Below are 22,661 nucleotides of genomic sequence, written 5' to 3'. Positions count from 1 at the left end.
TTGGTTCAACTAACCATCAGCGGGAAGAATCCCACTGATGGAAGTTTCACTTTATTATTTATTAAGCAGACCGAGTCTTATTAAACTTTCGGCAATTTGCACAGAATTCCATGCCGCTCCTTTTAATAAATTGTCGGAAACAACCCACATGTGAAAGCCATTTTTTTCATCTAAGTCTTTACGAATCCGACCGACAAACACATCACGTTGACCAACAGCGTTCGTTGCCAACGGATAAATTTGCTCACTCGGATTATCCTCCAGAACAATCCCCGGGGCAGTGGATAAAAGATTTCTAATTTCTAAAGTACTTACGTGATCTGTTTCAACTTCAAAATAAACCGATTCGGAATGTCCGGACGCTACCGGAATACGGACACAAGTAGCTGCTACTTTGAGTTCGGGCATATGCATAATTTTTTTCGTTTCATTAATCATTTTCATTTCTTCAAAAGTAAAACCGTTATCTTGGAAAACATCAATTTGCGGAATAGCATTAAAAGCAATTTGATAATGTTTTTTATCATTTTTTACAGGCAGAATCTTTGCTTGAGCTTCTTTATTATCTAAAACATCTTTTGTTTGACTGTACAATTCTTGAACAGCTTGGTTACCTGCACCGCTTACTGCTTGGTAAGTTGAGACAATGACTCTATTTAAACCGAATTTTTGGCGAATCGGTTCCAAAGCGACTACCATTTGGATCGTCGAACAGTTTGGATTTGCAATAATTCCTTGGTGTTTTTGCAAGTCTTCTTCATTTACTTCAGGTACAACCAATGGTACATCCGGATCCATTCGGAATGCACTTGTATTATCAACGACAATTGCTCCTCTTTTCACAGCTTCCGGAGCCAATTGTTTCGAAACACTTCCACCCGCAGAAAATAAAGCAATATCTACACCTTCAAAACTTTCCGGTTTTGCTTCCTGAACAGTTATTGTTTCACCTTTAAATTGAACTGTTTTTCCTGCAGAACGAGCTGAGGATAGTAAAGTTAATTTTGATATTGGAAAATCCCTTTCTATCAATGTTTTAATCATTTGTTCGCCTACTGCACCGGTGGCTCCAACAACTGCAACATGATAACGATTATTTGCCATTTGTTTTTCCCCTTCCACTCTTGACCATTTCATTTTATCGTTTTAAAAAAAGGGAATCGAATATAGCCTAATTCGATTTCCCATCACACGTCACAACGTGTTAACCTGATTTATCCTTTATTTTATCATACTCCAGGAAATTATGGATAATTTTTTTGTTTTAAAAATATATTGGAAGTGGACAATTGATAATTTATCTTAACATATTGTTGCTTCAATTGAAATACGTCTATTTTTTATACCGTTCAATTAATACCGGTTGAATTTGTTTATGTTCTAAAGCAGCTTCTACCGTTTCAAGCAGTAGAGTCATGTCAGCAACCATTGATTTCGGTTTATTATAGGGATCATCTTGGCCAAATGGAATAAAGTATATATCCTTTGCCGCGATGAGTCGCATCAGGTTTACACCATTCAGACCAAGCGCATCATTCGTTGAGATTCCAAGTACGACCGGTCGGTGATTTCTCATGGTTGCCTTTGCAGCCATTAACACCGGAGAATCTGTTAATGCGTTTGCCATTTTACTTATCGAGTTTCCCGTCATAGGTGCTATGACCATGCAATCGAGGGGATAGGTTGGCCCAAGCGGCTCTGCGTCGACAATATTATCAATGACTTTATTACCGGTTGCTCTTTCAATTTTTTCAATCCACTCTTCTCCGGATCCAAATCTGGTCGTTGTATTTTTTACCGTCCAGGTAACGATCGGTACGACTTCTGCACCATTTTCTACTAATTTAACAATTTCCGGTAAAACTTGATCATACGTACAGTGGGATGCCGTTAATCCAAAACCGATTCTTTTTCCTTCTACTTTCATTTTACGTTCCCCTTTCTTTTTAATAAATCATCATGTAATAACTCGACGAGAACATTGGCCAAAATTTGTCCGGCTGTCTTCGGGGCAACAATACCCGGCAAACTCGGGGTTAAAATAGCCTTAATCCCCCGTTTTTCTGCATAGCGAAAATCCGTTCCTCCCGGTTTGGAAGCTATATCGATAATCAGTGTGTGATGAGGCATTTTTGAAATGACATTTGCGGTTACGACTAAGTGAGGGATTGTATTGATGACAATATCTGCATCTTTTACAAATTCTTCAAGATCGTTAAGATGGAAAGAATCCAAACCCATTTCTTCGATTCGAGCAATATGTTCTGCGTTCCTGACACCTACTTTTAATTTTGCTCCAAGTCCATGAAAAACTCTGGAGATCGTCATTCCATTGCGCCCGAAACCGAGAACAACCGTCTTGGAACCGTGAATGGTAAAGTCAGTATTTTGAATGACGAGCATAATGATACCTTCTACCGTCGGAATCGAGTTATAGATGGCTACATCATTACGGTCAAATATTAATTCTAATTTTCTTCCTGCCTTTTGTGTGATTTTCGTCAAATAAGTATTCGTAATCCCGGAATAAATGGTACAATGCGGTGGTGTTTTGCTTATTTTATTTTCGTCTATGCGAATATGTTCATTAGAAAAGATAGTATCGATTTCCCCATCTAAACTTGTACCTGCGACAGGTAATATAATTGCATCTATCTCCTGCCAATTTATCTCATCAATTTTTTCTTTAACAGCTCCTGTAAAAGAATGATCCAGTTGTTCGTAACCAACCAAAGATATCTTCGCACCCAGTTCGCTTAATTTTCGGATGACCTCAATTTGTCTAGCGTCACCACCCATAATCACTATGTGCAAACCTGTTAACATGAAGTATTTTCACCTTCTTCGTTACAATTTCCAAGAACCATGACATCAAATTCTTTATTATCATATGATGTCTTTTATCTATGTGTGTGTTGGAAATTTTTCCTTTCTAATTTTATAAAAAAAAAGCAACCGATTTTACTCGATTGCTTATTGCTAATTTTTAATCTTCATATTCTTCATCCGGGAAATCAATGATAATCATATCTGTCCCGATTTTTTTTATATATTTCCAGGGGACACGAATTTCTCCTTGTGCCTTACGAAATTGAAACCATTTTCCTGTTGGAATGATTAAAGCGACTATCTGCCCGGTTTGTTCATTGATTTCCAAGTCGGTTTGACCGAGGACACCTAATCTCTCGGCTTTTTTTACGTCAACGATTTCCTTACCTCCCAATTCACTCAAGCGCAATTCACTCACCCTTTCCTGTCCTTCTTTTTATAATGTATTAGCAGTTCTATCATTTTAGAAGGGCAGGACAAGCAGGAATGTGATTTTGTCTTTGGAAACTGACAAGATGAATATTGAATCATTTACAGCAATTGCGGTATTTTTCCATCCGGGCTAATCAAGGCAACTGAGGCTTTTTCAGTAAAAATTTCCTTTATCATTCGATCGACATCCTCTTTTTGCACTGCATCGATCATATCAATAATTTCATCCAAAGTCTGATGTTTTCTTAATAACAATTCATTTTTCCCATTTCGACTCATGCGACTGTTGGTACCTTCTAAGCCGAGCATTAAGTTCCCTTTCAGCTGTTCTTTGCTGTTGGTTAATTCTTTTTCAGAAACCCCTTCTTTTACGAACAAGTGTAGCGTTTCTTGAATAGTTTCATATAAACTATCCAATTGATTTGCTCCGGTTCCTCCATATATGGCTAAATATCCACTGTCCTCGAACGCTGTGTGATAAGAATACACAGAGTAGGCCAAGCCTCTTTTTTCACGTACTTCTTGAAAAAGTCTACTGCTCATGCTTCCACCAAGAACATTGTTGGCAATAATTACCGAATAGATATCTTCATGACCAAACGGAAGGCCTTGAAAACCTATACATAGATGAGCCTGTTCCGTTTCTTTTTTTCGCGCAAGTTTTTCCTGATAAAAAGACGGTTTTTCGATCCGGAATTGTTCTTTCCCACCTTCATAATGTCCAAAGCGTGCTTCAACATCATTAATAAATATTTCATTAATATTCCCGGCAATAGAGACGACAACATTTTCCGGTCTGTATGCATGATGCATATACTGCCTTAATGTGTCTCCGGAAAATGTTTGCAATGTTTCTTCTATACCTAATATCGGATAACCTAAGGGATGATTACCGTAAATAGCTTTGCTTAATAAATCATGGACAATATCATCCGGCGTATCTTCGTACATTTTAATTTCTTCCAAGACAACGCCTTTTTCTTTCGCAATTTCATTTTCATCAAATACCGAATGAAAGAACATGTCTGCCAATAAGTCTAATGCTACTTTCGTATGGGTGTCTAATACTTTGGCATAATAACAAGTATATTCTTTTGAAGTGAACGCATTAACTTGTCCGCCGATCCGATCGAAGGACTCAGCAATCTCTTGTGCCGAACGATTTTCTGTACCTTTAAAAAACATATGTTCAAGGAAATGTGAAATACCGTTTTGCTCTCTTGTTTCGTACCGTGAACCGGTTTTTACCCAAATCCCAATGGCCACGGACCGGACTGTCGGTATTTCTTCAAGTACAATCCGAACGCCATTTTGACAAGTATATTTTTTTATCAAGTAAGTTCCTCCTAATTCAGAGCTATTCTATATTTATTATTACGTCTTCAATAATTTTTATTAATCAAACCCGTGAGTAAAAATTATAAATGAACTTTTTATCAACGATGAATATATGTGGTCGATTGCTACATGTATCAGCTGCCCGATTCACTTGTTCTGTAGTTCAACCGTTTTTCATCAAGCAGGTTAGAAACCGTTCCGATCTTGTACCCTTTTTCGTTTATTTCAGTTAACAACTTCTCAAGAGCCGCATCCGTTGAACGAGTCGGGTGAGCCAAAATGATTGCACCGTTATGCAATTGTTTTAGAACACGGTTTAACAAAGTAGAAACCGGGGGATCTCGCCAGTCGATCGTGTCCACCGTCCACATAATTGTTTTCATATCCATATCATTTGCGATTTCGACCGTTTTATCATGATAACTTCCACTCGGCGGTGCAAAAAGTGCAGGTGTTTTACCAATTGTCGCACGAATGATTTCATTCGTATCTGCCAATTCCTTTTTGGTTCGGTCATTGCTTAATGTTTTCATATCCGGATGGCTGTAAGAATGATTCCCGATCTCATGGCCACCTTCATCAATCATTTTGACCAGGTCAGGATTTTCCTTGGCCCAACGTCCTTCAAGAAAAAATGTGGCTTGAACATTATGTTTCTTCAACGTAGCCAATATTGAAGATAAATATTCATTGCCCCACGCAACATTAATTGTCAAAGCGATCATTGGTTTGTCAGGGTGTCCGCGGTAGATTGGTGCAGGTGGCAAATCTTCTAAATGAACTTTAGGCGAGACTTGTTTAAATATAAGTTTATTTTCATCAAAGACACCATCTTCTTTCATTTTATCATAGGAAGCATCTATATCAACTTTCAAGCCATTATAACCTGGCATTTTTTTCCATACCCGATCAATTTTCGCATCTTGAGGTGGAACTTCATATTGCGCTGATTTTTCTTCAATTTCAATCAATAAAGCATCTTTTACTGAAGACACAGTCATAGCGTCAGAACGTAATTTTTCCACATATGCATCGGATAAAGGATTTTTCACGATTAAAAAAGATAAAAAGCCGATGATAATGAGTGCCGAAAGCTTCTGGTATGTGTATTTTCCCATACTTCATCCCCCCTATCCAATCGTATGAATGGATAGGACAAGATAGAACGTTGGGAAGGATAAAATATTTGATAAATGAAAAATGGACCTACTCACTTGAGAAAGTCCAGTCTTAAAATATAACAGAGGAAATGAAGTTAAATCAACTTAAGGTTCATTTCCATCAATTAAAGATTATTTTTGCTTTTGTTCACGTAAGGCAGCTTTTCGTGACAGATTAATTCTTCCATGTTTATCAATTTCGGTAACCTTCACAAGGATTTCATCATCAATTTTGACAACATCCTCTACTTTACCGACTCGTTCTTCGGCAAGTTCAGAAATATGAACAAGTCCATCTTTTCCATTTAAAATTTCAACAAATGCCCCAAATTTTTCAATCCTTTTAACTTTACCCAAATAAATTTTCCCTACTTCTACTTCTTGGACAATATTTTCAATGATTTTTTGGGCTTTTTCATTCATTTCCTGATCACTGGAGGCAATATAAACGGTACCGTCTTGTTCAATATCAATTTTAACGCCTGTTTCTTCGATGATTTTTTTCACTTGTTTCCCGCTTGGTCCGATCACATCACCAATTTTTTCAGGATTAATCTTTATGGATAGAATTTTCGGTGCAAATTTTGATAATTGTTTACGAGGCTCGCTTATTGTTGATAACATATGTTCCAAAATTTGCATCCGGCCTTTTTTCGCTTGTTGCAGCGCCTCTTCTAAAATTTCACGGGAAAGACCTTCAATTTTAATATCCATTTGTAAGGCAGTTACACCTTTGGAAGTTCCTGCAACTTTAAAGTCCATATCGCCGAGATGATCTTCCATTCCTTGGATGTCAGTTAAAATTGTATAATGTTCGCCCGATTTAACCAGTCCCATCGCAATACCGGCAACCGGTGCCTTAATTGGAACCCCTGCATCCATCAATGCTAAAGTAGAACCGCAAATACTTGCTTGGGACGTAGAACCATTGGATTCTAATACTTCAGAAACAAGTCGAATGGTGTAAGGAAATTCCTTCTCGGATGGAATAACCGGTTCTAAAGCACGTTCGCCTAAAGCACCATGTCCAATTTCTCGGCGTCCAGGTCCACCCATTCGTCCGGTTTCCCCGACTGAAAACGGCGGAAAATTATAATGATGCATAAAACGTTTTGATTCTTCTAACCCTAATCCGTCTAAAACTTGGACATCCCCTAATGCACCAAGCGTACAAACACTCAATGCTTGTGTTTGACCGCGAGTAAATAAACCGGATCCGTGGGCTCTTGGTAATAAGCCGACCGCTGATGATAATGGACGGATTTCATCAATTTTTCGGCCATCCGGACGAATTTTTTCAACGGTAATCAACCGTCTAACTTCTTCTTTAACAATTTTATCAAGAACGGATTTTACTTGTTTTAATGTTTCTTCGTCCGCTTCTTCACTTTCATATTTTGCTAAAACTTCATTTTTCACAGCTTCGATAGCATCTTCCCGTGCATGTTTTTCGGGAACTTGGATCGCCTGAATCATTTCTTTTTCACAAAGACTCTTTACGGCAGTTTCAATTTCCTGATCAATTTCAAATAAAACAACATCCATTTTTTCTTTTCCGACTTCAGCCATGATTTGCTCTTGGAATGCAATTAGTCGCTTAATTTCTTCGTGACCAAACATGATTGCTTCCAACATAATTTCTTCAGGTACCTCATTAGCACCTGCTTCAACCATATTAATGGCATCCTTTGTACCTGCAACAGTTAAATGAATATCGCTTTTTTCAGCTTGTTCAACGGTCGGGTTAATGATAAACTCACCATCGACTCTGCCGACTACAACACCTGCTATCGGGCCTTGAAACGGAATATCGGATATTGAAAGTGCAATTGACGACCCGACCATGGCAGCCATTTCAGTCGAACAATCTTGATCAACACTCATGACAACACTGACCACTTGAACTTCATTTCGAAAACCATCGGGGAAGAGCGGTCGAATCGGTCTGTCAATCAGACGGCTGGAGAGAATCGCATGTTCACTCGGTCTCCCTTCCCTTTTTATAAATCCCCCCGGTATTTTCCCTACTGCATACAGTCGCTCTTCATAATTTACAGTTAAAGGGAAAAAGTCTACAGTTTTCGGATCTTTCGATGCAGTCGCTGTGCAAAGAACTGCACTTTCTCCATATCGGACTAGACAGGCACCGTTCGCTTGTTTCGCTAATTGACCAATTTCAATTGTAAGCGGTCTGCCCCCCCAATTATAGGAGAATGTATGTTTCTCACTTTCCATAAATGAACTCCTTTCATTATTTTTATTTTGAAACGTCTTGTTATGTATTGTTAACAAAACTCCAATTGACATAATCGTCAGTTTCTGGAACAACAGTTACGATATTTGGGATATTTGTATCCTAATAAAAAAGCGGGATTATCCCGCTTTTTTCTATCGGCGCAAACCTAATTTGTTGATCAACTCACGGTAACGTTGTACATCATTATTTCGCAAGTAAGCTAACAGGTTACGACGTTTTCCTACCATTTTCATCAAACCGCGACGAGAATGATGGTCTTTCTTATGCGTTTTTAAATGCTCATTCAACAAGTTAATTTTTTCAGTAAGAATGGCAATTTGAACTTCCGGTGATCCGGTATCATTTTCATGCGTTTTGAATTCCGCAATAATTTCATTTTTACGTTCTTGTGTCAATGCCATTATATTCACCTCCATATTTTTCTAATCCCCTTTGCTGAGCGAGCGTCGGAGTTATCGGCATGCCAAGCAAAGGTTCGTATCATACGGTATATAGAATACTACTTTTTATTCAAAAATGCAAGCAACTCTATCCATTCTTCCATTCCGAAATGACTATTTTTGTAAAAAAGAAGTGGAAAGCAATGCATATTGTTTAAAAATTACCTATTAAAGTATTCAATCGCATCTTGTTTGTCTTTACCGATTTGTTCAACAAGTTCATCTATCACATCAAACTTTAATTCATCTCTCAACCGTTTACGCCATTCAAGAATAATCGGCTTTCCATATATATCTCTGTCAAAGTCGATTAAATGAACTTCAATAAAACGCTCTGTTTGTTGTTCATTAAAAGTCGGATTGTAGCCGATACTTGCGACGCCTTCTTCCCATTTTCCATCTACTAATAAGCGGACAATATAAACACCGTTCACCGGAAGTATATATCGTTCATGAATCATGAGATTGGCCGTTGGAAAACCTAATTGTTTTCCCCGTTTTTTCCCGTGAATAACAAACCCGCAAACTGAATAAAATCTCCCTAAATAGTCAGGCACTTCATCGACATGACCTTTTTGGATTAAATCCCGGATAAGCGTGGAACTGATTTTTAAATCATTTTTTGCTACCTTACCAATCGTTTGATGTGAAAAGCGGCCCTTACTATATGTTTCTATATTATCCATTGTCCCTTTTCCGAATTTACCATATGTATAATCAAATCCGGCGACTAAATGCTGGACATTCAATTGAATAATATAATTATTAATAAATTCTTCCGGAGAGAAATTAGCTAATGTTCTTGTAAAAGGGACAATAAATAAATAATCAAATCCGAGCTGTTCAATTAATTGAATTTTATCATTGAGCAAAGTAATATATTTGACTTCTTCAGGATTATCCCCAAGGACGGCTTTTGGTGAAGGGTCAAATGTCATCACACCGCTTTTTAAACCTTTTTCTTCTGCCGTCGATTTTGCCGTTAACATGACCGTTCGGTGGCCAATATGTACACCGTCAAAATAACCGATTGCCAATGACAGTGGTGGTAATGATTCTTTTTTTAAATTATTTGGTATTTGTAGTCGTATGATTTCCACTGATGAACTCACCTTTCGTTTCAATTCCCTACGAAAACACGATCAGGCTTCAAGATCCCTTGCTTAGTTGGATGGTGTTTATAAATGGCTAATATTTTCCCCTTGTAATAAACAGCAATAGGACCAAGGGTATAAAGTAAATGATCAGGTATAGGAATAAGTGCACCATTTTTTACTCTATTAGCTAATGTATCATGAATTTCATATTTCGGCAATTGAAACAAAACAGATTCAATCGGTAAAAAGATTTCGTTCGTTAATCCTTTGGTAATTTTCTCTTCAATTTGTTCAAATGTTAAACATTGCTCCTGTTCTATTCCACCGGCTGATGTTCGAACAAGTTTTGACATATGGGCAGGATAACCTAACAATTCCCCGATCATCACAGCCAAAGTGCGTATATACGTTCCTTTACTGCATTTTACATGGACGGAAAAGCGGATGAATTCCCCGTTAAATATTTCGTTATCATCCAGCAGCTCCAATTCATAGATGGTAACAGTCCGTTCAGGTCTTTCTATCTCTATTCCTTCCCGAGCATATTCATATAATCTTTTCCCATTGACTTTTACTGCTGAATACATCGGTGGTATTTGGGTAATCTCCCCGGTAAGTTGTTTTAAAACTTTCAAAATTTCATCTCTTGTAATTGGCTGTTTGACGGGCTTCGTTTGTACGATTTCTCCGTCACTGTCTTCTGTCGTTGTTGAGATGCCAATCGTTATTTCTGCTTGATAACATTTTCCAAAATTTGTTACATATTGAACAATTTTTGTTGCTTCTCCTACACATATTGGCAGTACACCGGTCACATTTGGATCGAGCGTACCACTATGTCCAACTTTTTTTGTACTTAATAATTTCCTGATTTTTATTACACAATCATGTGAGGTCATGCCTTTTGGTTTCCATAACGGAATAACGCCATTCATTTTTTCACCTGACTTTCTCCTAAGGAAAACGAAGGGCAATCCAAAAAGTTTCTGTTTTCGTATGAAAAGATACCGTTTCGCCAATTATCTCTTTATACAAAATAACGGAAATGAAACTTTGGATAGCCCTCTAAAACAAATTATTCTTCACCTTGAACTTCATCTTTATGAAGTTGATGGATCAATGTTTCGATATGATTTCCATAATCAATTGATTCATCAAATTCGAATAGGATTTCCGGTGTTTTTCTTAAACGGATGCGTCGACCAATCTCAGAACGGATAAAACCTTTTGCCTTTGTTAATCCAATGAATGACTCTTCTTTCTGTTTATCATCGCCCAAAACAGAGATAAATACTTTTGCCTGTTGAAGGTCGCCTGTCACTTCAACATCCGTTACGGTAACAAATCCGACTCGCGGATCTTTAATTTTCCGGCTAATTATTTCACTCAGTTCTTTTTTCATCTGTTCGCCAACTTGTTTTGCACGTATGTTCAAGTTTATCACCTCTAGTTTAAAACCATTCAAAAACTGTTTCGGTTCTTTCAATTTCCGGAAATGAATCTATGAGTGCTAATCCTTTTTGCAATTCCTGTTCAGCAACGGTTCTTGATGATCCAACAGTTACTAAAACCAATTTCGTCCTTTGCCATACATTTTGATGATCCACTTCTGCAATGGCAATATTATAACGGTTTTGAATTCGTGCAATGATTTTCTTTAGTACTGAACGTTTTTCTTTTAAAGATTGGGCATCATAGATTATGCACTCAACTGAAGCCGAAAGTATCATTTCGCTTTAATTTCCTCCATGATATACGCTTCAATTATATCGCCTTCTTTAATATCATTGAAGTTTTTTATAGTAATCCCGCATTCATATCCCTGACTGACTTCCTTCACATCATCTTTGAATCGTTTCAGCGAGTCTATTTCACCTTCAAAAATGACAATTCCGTTGCGAATTAGCCGAACAGAGCTATCTCTTGTCACTTTGCCGTCTGTTACATAAGAACCGGCAATTGTACCAACTTTTGAAACTTTAAATGTTGTCCGCACTTCAGCTTGGCCGATTACTTTCTCTTGATATTCCGGATCCAATAAACCTTTCATTGCTTGTTCAATTTCATCAATAACCTTATAGATGATTCGGTGTAAGCGAATGTCGACCTTTTCTTCTTCTGCCATTCGTTTTGCATTTGGATTTGGTCTGACATTGAAGCCGACAATAATGGCATTCGATGCTGTGGCCAAGATAATATCTGATTCGGTGATTGCCCCGACGCCGGTATGAATAATGTTTACTTTTGCGCCTTCCACATCGATTTTTTGTAAAGAAGCAACTAATGCTTCGGCTGATCCTTGAACATCAGCTTTAACGATAATGTTCAGTTCTTTCAATTCACCTTGTTTCATTTGTTCAAATAATTTATCAAGGCTTACCCGAGCTGTCTCGTTTCTCGTTTCCTGCAGTGCTTTTTGGCTGCGTGCTTCGCCAACTTGACGAGCGGTTTTTTCATCCTCTAATACGACAAATCGATCGCCCGCTTGAGGAACTTCATTTAAGCCGGTAATCTCGACAGCTGCAGATGGACCTGCTTCTTTTACCCGTCGACCGCGGTCATTAACCATAGCCCGAACACGTCCATACGTATTGCCGACAACAATCGGATCGCCGATTTTCAAGGTTCCGTTTTGAACAAGCAGTGTTGCGACTGAACCTCTTCCTTTATCAAGTTTCGCTTCAATGACGGTTCCGTATGCATTCCGATTCGGGTTTGCCTTCAATTCTTCCATTTCACTGACAAGCAGAATCATTTCCAACAATTGATCAATTCCCTTACCGGTTAAAGCTGAGATCGGAACAAAAATCGTGTCCCCGCCCCAATCTTCGGCAATCAATCCATATTCCGATAATTCTTGCATGACCCGTTCTGGATTGGCATCCGGCTTATCAATTTTGTTGACTGCAACAATGATCGGAACACCCGCAGCTTTGGCATGGTTAATGGCTTCGACCGTTTGCGGCATGACACCGTCATCCGCTGCAACAACCAAAATAGTGATATCGGTCACTTGAGCCCCACGTGCCCGCATCGTTGTAAATGCAGCATGCCCGGGCGTATCAAGGAAAGTAATTTTTTTCTGGTTAATTTCTACTTGATAGGCACCGATATGTTGCGTAATGCCACCGGCTTCACCTTGGGTAACCTTTGTATGGCGGATTGAGTCAAGTAAAGTCGTTTTGCCGTGGTCAACATGACCCATAATCGTTACAACAGGAGGACGTTCGCTTAAATTTTCCGGACTATCCTCTGTAATAAGAGATTCTAAATCGGATATATCGACGCTGACTTTTTCCTCGACTTCCACACCATATTCACTTGTAATCAACTCAATAGCATCTTTATCTAATTCTTGGTTAATTGTGGCAATGACTCCAAGCATAAATAGTTTTTTTATGATTTCAGATGGTTCCCGGTGCAATTTTTTTGCCAATTCCGCAACTGTGAGTGTATCTGTGTATGAAATTTTCTTAGGAAGTTCCTTTTCTTTTCTCACAGGTGGAGTTTGGACCGGTGGACTACTCTTTTTCTTTTGTCCCGATTTCGCCTTGTTTTTATTTCGATTAAAAGCTTTGTTTTCTTTTGATCGAAACTCTTGATCGTATTTTTTCCCTTCCTTATTTTTAGGAGGTGTTTTTACTTTGACCCTGTTAGGAATAGCAACATCATCCAATACTTCTTCATCTGCAATTACTGGAGTTGGCACCTTTTTTGCAGTTGGTTTTATTTTTGCTTGGGTTGTTTTTTTATTTGAATTTTGTGAACGATTTTTATTCGATTGGGTGCCACCCTTTGATTTTTGTTTATTTTCCCCTGTTTGTGGATTGTTTCTATTAGTCTGTTTATTTTCTGATTGTTTATTTGTCATAGGCTCTTTCGTTGATTGTGACTTTCCTTTCCCAAAAGTTTCATCTAATTGTTTTATGGCACTCGTTTCAATTGTTGTCATATGGTTGGACACTTCTATATTTAGTTCTTTCAATTTTTCAATAACGGCTTTACTTGTAACATTGTTTTTCTTTGCATATTCATATACACGCATTTTCGTCATTGTTTCACCCCCACTGAATTTGATCAAGCTCACTTTGTAACTTTTCGGAAAATCCGGTATCCGTCACGGCGACGACAACCCGTGCCTCTTTACCGATCGACTTTCCTAATGTATAACGGTCAGAAACCAATTTAACTGGTACGTGATAGAATGCAGACTTATCGATAATTGACTTCTTAGTATTTTTTCCGGCGTCTTGTGCCAATAAAACCAGTTTGACGCGATTTTTTTGAATTTCCTTTATCACTAGTTCTTCACCCGTAACCAATTTCCCGGCTCGATTTGCCAACCCGAGCAGTGATTGCCATTTTTCTTGCTTCATGATTTCGAAGTGTTCTCCTTTTCAATAAACGCCAAGATTTCATCATAAAAATTTTCATCAATTTCTGTTTCTAAATGATGTTTTAAAATATTTTTTTTCTTAGCCAGAAGGACAGCTTCTTTATTTTTGGACAAATATGCACCACGCCCGTTTTTCTTTCCGGTTGGATCAATCGAGACTTCTCCCTCTTTGGAACGGACGATCCGGAGCAACTCCTTTTTCGGATACATTTCCCCGGTGGCCACGCATTTACGCATCGGTATCTTTCTCGGTTTGTTCATGTTCCATCACCTCTCCGTTTTCTTCAAGTTCGGCAAAGTCATGAGCATCCCCTTGTGCAACCGGATGTTCCTCCTCAACTCTTTGGTCCTCTTCACTTATGACTGTATCTTCATCATTGAATGTTAAGTTTGGAGAAAATAGCGGTTCTTCTCGAGGATATATACCTAGTTCTCTCGCATCTGATTCACTTTTAATATCAATTTTCCAATTGGTTAATTTTGCAGCAAGCCTTGCATTTTGACCGCGTTTACCAATTGCTAATGAAAGCTGGTAATCTGGGACAATGACAACGGTTGACTTTTCCTCTTCATTTACAATGACATCTAAAACTTTCGAAGGACTAAGTGCATTGGCGACAAATTCAACCGGATCCTTTGAAAATTTCACAATATCTATTTTTTCCCCGTTTAACTCATCTACCACCGCCTGTACACGGGAACCTTTTGGTCCGACACATGAACCGACCGGGTCGACATCCGGATTATCTGACCAGACGGATACTTTTGAGCGGTCACCTGCTTCTCTTGCTACCGATTTTATTTCGACAATACCTTCGTATATTTCCGGAACTTCAAGTTCAAACAATCTTTTTAATAAATTCGGATGTGATCTGGAAATAAAAATTTGTGGTCCTTTCGTTGTTTTTTCCACTTTCGTAATATAAACTTTCATTCGGTCATTATGATTGTATTGTTCATTTTGCATTTGCTCATGCACCGGTAATAATGCTTCTGTTTTTCCTAGACTTACATAGACATACCGATTATCTTTTCTTTGCACAATCCCCGTCATAATATCATCTTCACGGTCGACAAATTCTTCGTAAATGATTCCCCGTTCAGCCTCACGGACCCTTTGTGTGACGACTTGTTTGGCTGTTTGAGCTGCAATCCGGCCAAATTCTTTTGGCGTTACTTCGATTTCAACTATATCCCCAATTTCGTAATTCGGGTTGATTTTTCTAGCTTCTTCTATGGCAATTTCTAATCTTGAATCAAATACTTCATCCACGACTTCTTTGCGAGCATACACATGCATCGTTCCGGTGGTTAAATTAAAATCTGTCCGTACATTTTGTGCTTGATTGAAATTTCTTTTATAAGCAGAAACAAGTGCAGCTTCTATTGCCTCGACAATGACATCTCGGGAAATTCCTTTTTCTTTTTCCAGTCGGTCCAAGGCGTCTAAAAGTTCACTTCTCATTACAATATCCCCCTTTTATGTATTTTTCTTTTTCAAATCAATATCGCCTGAAAAACTGTGGATTGTTTTTTGCCTGCACCGATGCTACTCGCGCTTTTCTTTCTAAAATACAACAGCCAGTCTTGCTTGGGCAATTTTATTATATGGGATTTGTATTACTTTACTTTTTGTTTTGACCCGCACTTCAATGGTAACATTCGTACCGTCAAATTCTTGTAAAATCCCTTCAAAGATTTTTTCACCGTCAATCGGTTCATATGTTTTGATATGGACATTTTTCCCGATTGCCTTTTCAAAATCCGCTTGTTTCTTCAATGGACGCTCTGCTCCTGGTGAAGAAACTTCTAAATAGTAATTATGAGGAATCGGATCAATTTCATCCAGTTTTTCACTTAATTTTTCACTAACCATTCCGCATTCTTCAATATCGACGCCATTCTCTTTATCAATATACAGTCGCAGATACCAGTTTTTGCCTTCTTTAACATATTCAACATCGACAATTTCCAAGCCTAATTCTTGAACAATTGGCCATGCAATTTTTTCGACTGTTTCCGTTACTTTGCTCATATTTTCCCTCCTCTTTAGGAAATTTAAATGTAACAAATGTAAAGGTAATTTTTATTATGCGTAGAAAATGAAAAAGTTGACTAACCGTTTTAAATTATCGTTTCCATGTTTTTTATAATTTTGTTTTTTGATAAACCTTTTTACAAACAGGAAAGAGTGAGGAACTCCCCACTCTTTAGATTCAAGAGATTAAAGTTAGTATTGCCAATAAAAATATATCATAATCCAAACCATTTTGCAATTGTCCCATTTCATCAATACCGGCAAACAAGAGTCAACCAGAAATATGCCATTATTCAAAGTTTAAAATAATGATAACTGGTTTTGTTCGGGCAGATTTTCCAGACAACCATGATTATCTAAAAATTCCATGATTGTTTTCGATACTTTCCCTCTTTGCTGAAGGTCTTCTTTTGATAAAAACTCAGCTTCTCCACGTGCCTTTACGATGTTCATCGCTGCGTTTGTTCCCAGGCCGGGGATTGCATTAAACGGCGGAATTAACGAATTGCCGTCAATTACAAATTCAGCTGCTTTTGATTTATAAAGATCAATTTTTTTGAATGAGAATCCTCGCTCACACATTTCCAAGGCAAGTTCGAGAACCGTTAATAAACTTTTCTCCTTGGTTGATGCATCAAGACCTTTTTCGTTAATTTCCGTGATCCTTTTCCGAATGGCATTGGAACCACTTGTCATGGCATCTAAATCATAATCTTCTGCTCTAACGGTAAAATAGGTTGCATAATATAAGAGCGGATGATGAACTTTAAAATAGGCAATTCGAACCGCCATTAGTACATACGCAGCGGCATGGGCCTTTGGAAACATATACTTGATTTTTTTGCATGAATCAATATACCATTCAGGAACATCATGTTCCCGCATTTCTTTCTCCATTTCCTCTGTCAAACCTTTTCCTTTCCGTACCGACTCCATAATTTTAAAGGCAGTGGAAGGTTCAAGTCCACGATAAATCAAATAAACCATAATATCGTCCCGACAACCGATACATTCACTTAATGAACAAGTACCATTATGAATTAATTCCTGGGCATTACCTAACCAAACGTCCGTCCCGTGGGAGAGACCGGAAATTTGCAACAGCTCGGAAAATGTCGTTGGTTTTGTTTCTTCCAGCATCTGCCGGACAAAACGGGTGCCAAATTCAGGAATTCCCAGTGTTCCGGTTTTACACATAATCTGTTCTTCAGTAACACCAAGTGATTCTGGACTGCTGAAAATTTTCATTACTTCCGGATCATCGGTTGGGATTGTTTTCGGATCGATTCCGCTTAAATCTTGCAGCATGCGGATCACAGTCGGATCATCGTGTCCGAGTATATCGAGTTTTAATACATTATCATGGATGGAATGGAAATCAAAATGGGTTGTCCGCCATTCTGCATCCTGGGCATCAGCCGGATATTGAATAGGTGTAAAGTCATATACATCCATATAGTCCGGAATAACGATAATTCCACCCGGATGCTGCCCGGTTGTTCGTTTTACACCGGTCAATCCGAGGGCAAGTCGCTCCCGTTCCGCCTGACGTAATAGGATATTGTTGTCTTCCTCATAACCTTTAACAAAGCCATAGGCCGTTTTGTCTGCAACAGTACCAATCGTACCTGCACGGTAAACATGGTCCTCTCCGAAAAGCACCTTTGTATAATTATGTGCTTTTGGTTGATAATCGCCGGAAAAGTTTAAATCAATATCTGGCACCTTGTCCCCTTTAAAGCCAAGAAAAGTTTCAAACGGGATATCATGCCCGTCTTTTTTATATTTCGATCCGCAATTTGGACAGTCTTTATCCGGTAAATCAAAGCCGCTGCCAACAGAACCGTCATCAAAAAACTCGGAATGTTTGCAGTTCGGGCATACATAATGAGGCGGCAATGGATTCACCTCGGTAATTTCCGTCATTGTCGCAACAAACGAAGATCCGACCGAACCCCGGGAACCGACAAGATACCCATCATTCAGTGATTTTTTAACCAATTTATGAGCAATTAAATAGATAACGGCAAATCCGTGACCGATAATACTTTTCAATTCTTTTTCCAAGCGGGCTTCAATGATTTCAGGAAGGGGATCGCCATAAATTTTTTTAGCCATCTCATAACTTTTTGTCCGGATTTCCTCTTCCGCTCCTTCAATTTTAGGTGTATATAATTCATCTTTTATTGGTTTAACTTCTTCAACCATATCGGCAATCTTATTTGGATTAACAACAACGATCTCTTTTGCCTTTTCTTCACCTAAAAATTGAAAAGCTCTCAACATTTCATCTGTCGTTCGGAAATGGACATCCGGCAGTTGGTGACGATTGAGCGGGTTGGCACCACCTTGAGAAGCAACTAATATTTTTCGGTAAATTTTATCTTCCGGATGTAAATAATGAACATTACCGGTTGCAACGACTGGAATATTTAATTTCTCGCCGACCAATATGATTTTTTTGATTACATCTTCTAATTGTTTTTCACTTTGAATGACATCGGTCTCGAGTAATGGTTGATAAATTTCTTTCGGATGAACTTCCAGATAATCATAAAATTTCGCGATTTCTTCCACTTCTTCAGTTGCTTTTTGTTGTGCCGCTTCAAATAATTCCCCTTTATCACAGCCAGAGCCAACCAAAATGCCTTCTCGATATGTTTGTAATACAGACCTTGGGATTCTTGGCACTTTATAAAAATATTTAACATGTGACAAAGAAATTAGTTTAAATAAATTTTTCAAACCGACATGATTTTGTGCCAATAATACAGCATGGAACGGCCGGCTTCGTTTATAACTCGTTTCATTTTTTCCGTACTCATTTAATTCATCATGATACTTAATTCCTTTTTCTTCAGCGCTTTTCAGCAATTTTACTAAAATATGTCCGGTCGCCTCGGCATCATAAATTGCCCTGTGATGTTGCGTCAATTCCACATTTAGTTTCTTCGCCAATGTGTTTAAGCGGTGGTTTTTCATATCCGGATATAGAAATCTGGCCAATTCCAACGTATCGATTACCGGGTTTGTAAATTTCCCGTAACCGATTTTCTGATAACCGACATTAATAAACCCTGTATCAAAAGAAGCGTTGTGAGCAACAAGGACGGCATCACCGCACCATTCATAAAAATGTTTTAAAACTTCTTCCGGATCAGGCGCATTTTCGACCATATTATCGGTGATACCGGTCAACTCGATTGTAAATGCAGAAAGTTTATGTTTTGGATTAGCAAATGATTCAAAGCGATCGATAATTTCTCCATCTTTAATTTTTACCGCAGCTAATTCAATGATTGTATTGTAAACGGCTGATAGACCGGTTGTTTCAATATCAAAAACAACATATGTATCGTCGGTAAGCAAACGATGGCTCGGATTATATGCAATCGGAACACCATCATCAACGATATTCGCTTCCACTCCGTAAATCACCTTAATTCCGTTCTTTTTAGCGGCACTGTATGCTTCCGGAAATGACTGTGCTACGGCATGATCGGTAATGGCAATGGCTTTATGCCCCCATTTTTTTGCCTGGGATACAAGTGAACTGACGGAAGAAACTGCATCCATTTGGCTCATCGGTGTATGCAAATGAAGTTCAACCCGTTTCTCATCAGCCGGAGCAGTATCAAAGCGTTCTTTCCCTTTAATTTCATTAATATCATTCGCAATCATAACTAAATCGCGGACGAATGTATCATTTTGGACATTGCCCCGAACCCGAACCCACATGCCTTTTTTTAATCGATTCAATTTTTCCCCATCATCTTTATTATCCTTTGAGAACATTTTTACAAGAATCGAATTCGTGTAATCGGTGATTTTAAACTCTAATAGTGTTCTTCCACTTCGAAGCTGCTTTGTTTCACAGGCAAAGACATAGCCCTCAATGACGATGCGGCGTTCTTCTTCAGTAATTTCATTTAATGTACGAAAATCTTGCTCTCCTTGAATGGGGTAGCCGATGATCAGCGGGCCATTGTCATCCGCTTCATCTGACCGGTGGTGTTCTGCCCGTTTTTGAATTTCAATGACTGCTTGTTTTGCCCGTTCCTCGTCTTCCTTTTGCCGTTCAAGCAAAAATTGTTGGTACGTCTCTTCCATCGCTTCGGTATGCTCTTCCACGTCCAGTTGTAAAGGTGGAAAACCAACTTGACTGTATACATCCGCAATGGTTCCACAATATTTTTTCTTTAATGTTAAACATTCCGTATTATTTCGGGCTGTGATAATTATTTTATTTCCTTTGACTTTCGGGATTTGCTCATTCAATAGAGAAAGAAGGGCAGGCGACATCCCTTGCAATTGTCCGATACTATATTTCCAATAATCCACTACCAATTGTTCGGTAAAATGATTATTCTTTGTCTCAAGAAGAAAAGAAACATCGGCAATATGACGAAAGGCGGTTCTGATTTTTGCCGAGAAAATATCAAAAACTTGATAAGGCAAGATCGAATCTAGTAAAAAATGAAACTCCCATTTACGTGTTTTTCGTTCAATAATTAGTCTTTTAATTTCTCCATTTTTCAAGTAAGGAAAAAAGCGATCATCTACCATATCCATTTGTTGCAAAAGTAGCTGGAATCGTTCTTTTTTCCCTGCCATCAAATCACTCATAAAAATTCCCCCCGTTACAAATAGGAGTATAACTGTTCTCTTTCATTTATTCTATCATATATTATTTGAAAGGAAACATGTTCTATTTTACCACAAAGGATAATCTCATCCTATCCAGAAAAAAGACCGGTTTTTTGTCCTCTTCCAGCAAAACGTCGATCCGTTAAACAAAAGAATCAGTGGAGAATATAATCCCACTGATTGAAATGTGATTTTATAAGGTGAGACTTCCATCATTGGTAACACTGATGGTTAGTGAATCAATCGGACCTTTAAGGGCAGTTCTTCCCTCTCTTATCTTCTTGGTAAACCTCGGAATCTTGAAGTGAGAATCTTACTCCCCCTTAAGATGGGATAAAAGTTTGTCCAGCTCTTCCTGCAATTGATCCACTGGGATTTCCAATGTTTCCCCGGTCTTCCTTATTTTCAATTCCACAATTCCTTCATTAATTTTTTTACCGACAACAATTCGGACCGGAATACCAAATAAATCACTATCGGCAAATTTTACACCAGCGCGTTCATGACGATCATCTAATAAGACTTCGTATCTTTGTTTTTTTAATGTTTCGTAAATCATATTTCCTTGTTTCCACTGAGTTTCATCTTTCGTATTGACAATGATTATATGGACATGATAAGGTGCAATGGACATTGGCCAAACAAGTCCTTTCTTATCAGCCATTTGTTCAGAGACAGCCGTAATTAATCGGGAAATTCCAATACCATAACAGCCCATGATCATAGTTTGTGAGCGGCCGTTTTCATCTAAAAATACAGCATTCATTGCTTCACTATAACGGGTACCAAGCTTAAAGACATGACCGACTTCAATCCCTTTTGCAAAAACAATTTTTCCTTTCCCATCCGGTGAAGGGTCTCCCTCTTTGATAAAACGTAGATCCGCATATTGTTCCACGGTAAAGTCACGGTCAGGATTGACATTCACGTAATGTTGCTCTGCCTCATTTGCCCCGCAAACACCATTGACCACATATTTCACAGCATGATCGGCAATTATTTTTACATGATTTACACCAACCGGACCAATATTGCCAATTTTACAACCGAACACTTCTTCTGTTTGTTCCGGGCTGGCAAGTTCAACAATCGAAGCGTTGAGCAAGTTTTTCACTTTTACATCATTGACTTCATGATCGCCGCGAACGAGAACGAGAACATTTTCTCCATCAACATTAAATAAGAGCGATTTAATCGTATCTTCAGGTGAAATTTGCAGAAAGTTCACCACTTCTTCAATTGTTTTATATTCGCCGGTATTTACTTTTTTGAGATCTTTTAGCGTCTCATCCCTTTTTTTGTATTGCGTAACAACCTCTGCCATTTCAATATTCGCTGCATAATCTGATGCATCGGAATAGGCAATCGTATCCTCGCCAATTTCCGATAGCACCATAAATTCATGGGTATCCTTACCGCCGATTGAGCCGGAGTCAGCAATAACCGCTCGGAAATTGAGCCCTAATCGTGTAAAAATATTCGTATATGCTTGAACCATTTTTTCATACGTTTCATCAAGACTTTCTTTGCTTGTATGAAAGGAATAGGCATCTTTCATGACAAATTCACGACCCCGTAATAAACCGTAGCGGGGACGTTTTTCATCCCGAAATTTAGTCTGAATTTGAAATAAAGTTAATGGTAAACGTTTATAGGATTTTATTTCATCACGAATCAGACTTGTTATCACCTCTTCATGGGTCGGTCCAAGTGCAAACGGACGATCATGACGATCATTCATCCTCATTAAATCCGGTCCATAGGAAAACCATCTGCCGGATTCTTGCCATAACTCAGCCGGTTGAAGAGCAGGCATTAACAATTCCACAGCACCAATTTGTTCCATTTCTTCACGTACAATGTTTTCTATTTTTTGTAAGACTTTTTTTCCTAACGGTAAATACGAGTATATACCACTGGCTACTTGACGAATAAATCCCGCCCGTAACAATAATTGATGACTTTTTATTTCAGCATCGGCCGGCAGTTCTCTTAAAGTTGGTATAAATGTGTTACTTTGCTTCATC

At 38.4% G+C, this 22,661-nt stretch carries 19 protein-coding genes; all 19 read right to left on the bottom strand.

Going from position 1 to position 22,661, the window contains the following annotated elements; genetic code table 11:
* Positions 1-54: 54 nt before the first annotated feature.
* Complete coding sequence (locus tag LIZ98_RS03280; RefSeq protein WP_227091214.1) at positions 55-1,104, bottom strand: aspartate-semialdehyde dehydrogenase; 1,050 nt, start codon at positions 1,102-1,104, stop codon at positions 55-57.
* Between the two features lie 229 nt (positions 1,105-1,333).
* On the bottom strand, positions 1,334-1,927 hold the full coding sequence (locus LIZ98_RS03275) for a dipicolinate synthase subunit B (protein ID WP_034769843.1): 594 nt from the start codon (positions 1,925-1,927) through the stop codon (positions 1,334-1,336).
* Positions 1,924-2,826 carry a dipicolinic acid synthetase subunit A gene (dpaA, locus tag LIZ98_RS03270; RefSeq protein WP_227091213.1) on the bottom strand — a complete coding sequence of 301 codons (903 nt, stop codon included), beginning with the start codon at positions 2,824-2,826 and terminating at the stop codon, positions 1,924-1,926. The genes LIZ98_RS03275 and dpaA overlap by 4 nt, the downstream gene beginning before the upstream one ends.
* 160 nt (positions 2,827-2,986) lie before the next feature.
* Complete coding sequence (locus LIZ98_RS03265; protein ID WP_034769870.1) at positions 2,987-3,238, bottom strand: YlmC/YmxH family sporulation protein; 252 nt, start codon at positions 3,236-3,238, stop codon at positions 2,987-2,989.
* A 122-nt stretch (positions 3,239-3,360) separates the two neighbouring features.
* Complete coding sequence (locus LIZ98_RS03260) at positions 3,361-4,596, bottom strand: M16 family metallopeptidase (RefSeq protein ID WP_227138957.1); 1,236 nt, start codon at positions 4,594-4,596, stop codon at positions 3,361-3,363.
* A 137-nt stretch (positions 4,597-4,733) separates the two neighbouring features.
* Positions 4,734-5,717, bottom strand: coding sequence for a polysaccharide deacetylase family protein (locus LIZ98_RS03255; RefSeq protein WP_041846578.1), 984 nt, complete (start codon positions 5,715-5,717; stop codon positions 4,734-4,736).
* 174 nt (positions 5,718-5,891) lie between these two features.
* Entirely contained in the window at positions 5,892-7,994 is a 2,103-nt protein-coding gene (gene pnp, locus LIZ98_RS03250; RefSeq protein WP_034769836.1) for a polyribonucleotide nucleotidyltransferase, read from the bottom strand.
* 153 nt (positions 7,995-8,147) lie between these two features.
* The gene (gene rpsO, locus LIZ98_RS03245; protein ID WP_034769835.1) at positions 8,148-8,417 is read right to left on the bottom strand and encodes a 30S ribosomal protein S15; all 270 of its coding nucleotides are present in this window, start codon (positions 8,415-8,417) and stop codon (positions 8,148-8,150) included.
* 200 nt (positions 8,418-8,617) lie between these two features.
* Positions 8,618-9,556 (bottom strand): riboflavin biosynthesis protein RibF, encoded by a 939-nt coding sequence (ribF, locus tag LIZ98_RS03240; protein WP_227138958.1) that lies wholly within the window; start codon positions 9,554-9,556, stop codon positions 8,618-8,620.
* A 20-nt stretch (positions 9,557-9,576) separates the two neighbouring features.
* Positions 9,577-10,488 (bottom strand): tRNA pseudouridine(55) synthase TruB, encoded by a 912-nt coding sequence (gene truB / locus LIZ98_RS03235; protein ID WP_227138959.1) that lies wholly within the window; start codon positions 10,486-10,488, stop codon positions 9,577-9,579.
* A gap of 140 nt (positions 10,489-10,628) precedes the next feature.
* A complete protein-coding gene (gene rbfA, locus LIZ98_RS03230; RefSeq protein WP_227138960.1) occupies positions 10,629-10,988 on the bottom strand; it encodes a 30S ribosome-binding factor RbfA in 360 nt (119 codons plus the stop codon).
* 16 nt (positions 10,989-11,004) lie between these two features.
* Complete coding sequence (locus tag LIZ98_RS03225) at positions 11,005-11,283, bottom strand: DUF503 domain-containing protein (protein ID WP_227138961.1); 279 nt, start codon at positions 11,281-11,283, stop codon at positions 11,005-11,007.
* Positions 11,280-13,607: a translation initiation factor IF-2 gene (gene infB, locus LIZ98_RS03220; RefSeq protein ID WP_227138962.1), complete on the bottom strand. Its 2,328-nt coding sequence runs from the start codon at positions 13,605-13,607 to the stop codon at positions 11,280-11,282. The genes LIZ98_RS03225 and infB overlap by 4 nt, the downstream gene beginning before the upstream one ends.
* A 4-nt stretch (positions 13,608-13,611) precedes the next feature.
* Positions 13,612-13,929: a YlxQ family RNA-binding protein gene (locus LIZ98_RS03215; RefSeq protein WP_227138963.1), complete on the bottom strand. Its 318-nt coding sequence runs from the start codon at positions 13,927-13,929 to the stop codon at positions 13,612-13,614.
* Positions 13,926-14,210: an RNase P modulator RnpM gene (gene rnpM, locus LIZ98_RS03210; RefSeq protein ID WP_227138964.1), complete on the bottom strand. Its 285-nt coding sequence runs from the start codon at positions 14,208-14,210 to the stop codon at positions 13,926-13,928. Before rnpM ends, LIZ98_RS03215 begins: the two co-directional genes overlap by 4 nt.
* Positions 14,179-15,414 (bottom strand): transcription termination factor NusA, encoded by a 1,236-nt coding sequence (nusA, locus tag LIZ98_RS03205; protein ID WP_227138965.1) that lies wholly within the window; start codon positions 15,412-15,414, stop codon positions 14,179-14,181. The genes rnpM and nusA overlap by 32 nt, the downstream gene beginning before the upstream one ends.
* A gap of 102 nt (positions 15,415-15,516) precedes the next feature.
* On the bottom strand, positions 15,517-15,984 hold the full coding sequence (gene rimP, locus LIZ98_RS03200; protein WP_108897955.1) for a ribosome maturation factor RimP: 468 nt from the start codon (positions 15,982-15,984) through the stop codon (positions 15,517-15,519).
* A gap of 303 nt (positions 15,985-16,287) precedes the next feature.
* Positions 16,288-20,613 carry a PolC-type DNA polymerase III gene (locus tag LIZ98_RS03195; RefSeq protein WP_227138966.1) on the bottom strand — a complete coding sequence of 1,442 codons (4,326 nt, stop codon included), beginning with the start codon at positions 20,611-20,613 and terminating at the stop codon, positions 16,288-16,290.
* Positions 20,614-20,947: 334 nt separating this feature from the next.
* Positions 20,948-22,660 (bottom strand): proline--tRNA ligase, encoded by a 1,713-nt coding sequence (locus LIZ98_RS03190; protein WP_227138967.1) that lies wholly within the window; start codon positions 22,658-22,660, stop codon positions 20,948-20,950.
* Position 22,661: the final 1 nt, after the last annotated feature.

Origin of the sequence: Caldibacillus sp. 210928-DFI.2.18, assembly GCF_020554505.1 — a bacterium.
In the GTDB taxonomy this organism is placed as follows: Bacteria; Bacillota; Bacilli; order Bacillales; family Caldibacillaceae; genus Caldifermentibacillus; species Caldifermentibacillus hisashii.
The sequence above is the reverse complement of the archived record's forward strand: the minus strand, read 5'-3'. Positions and strand labels throughout refer to the sequence as shown.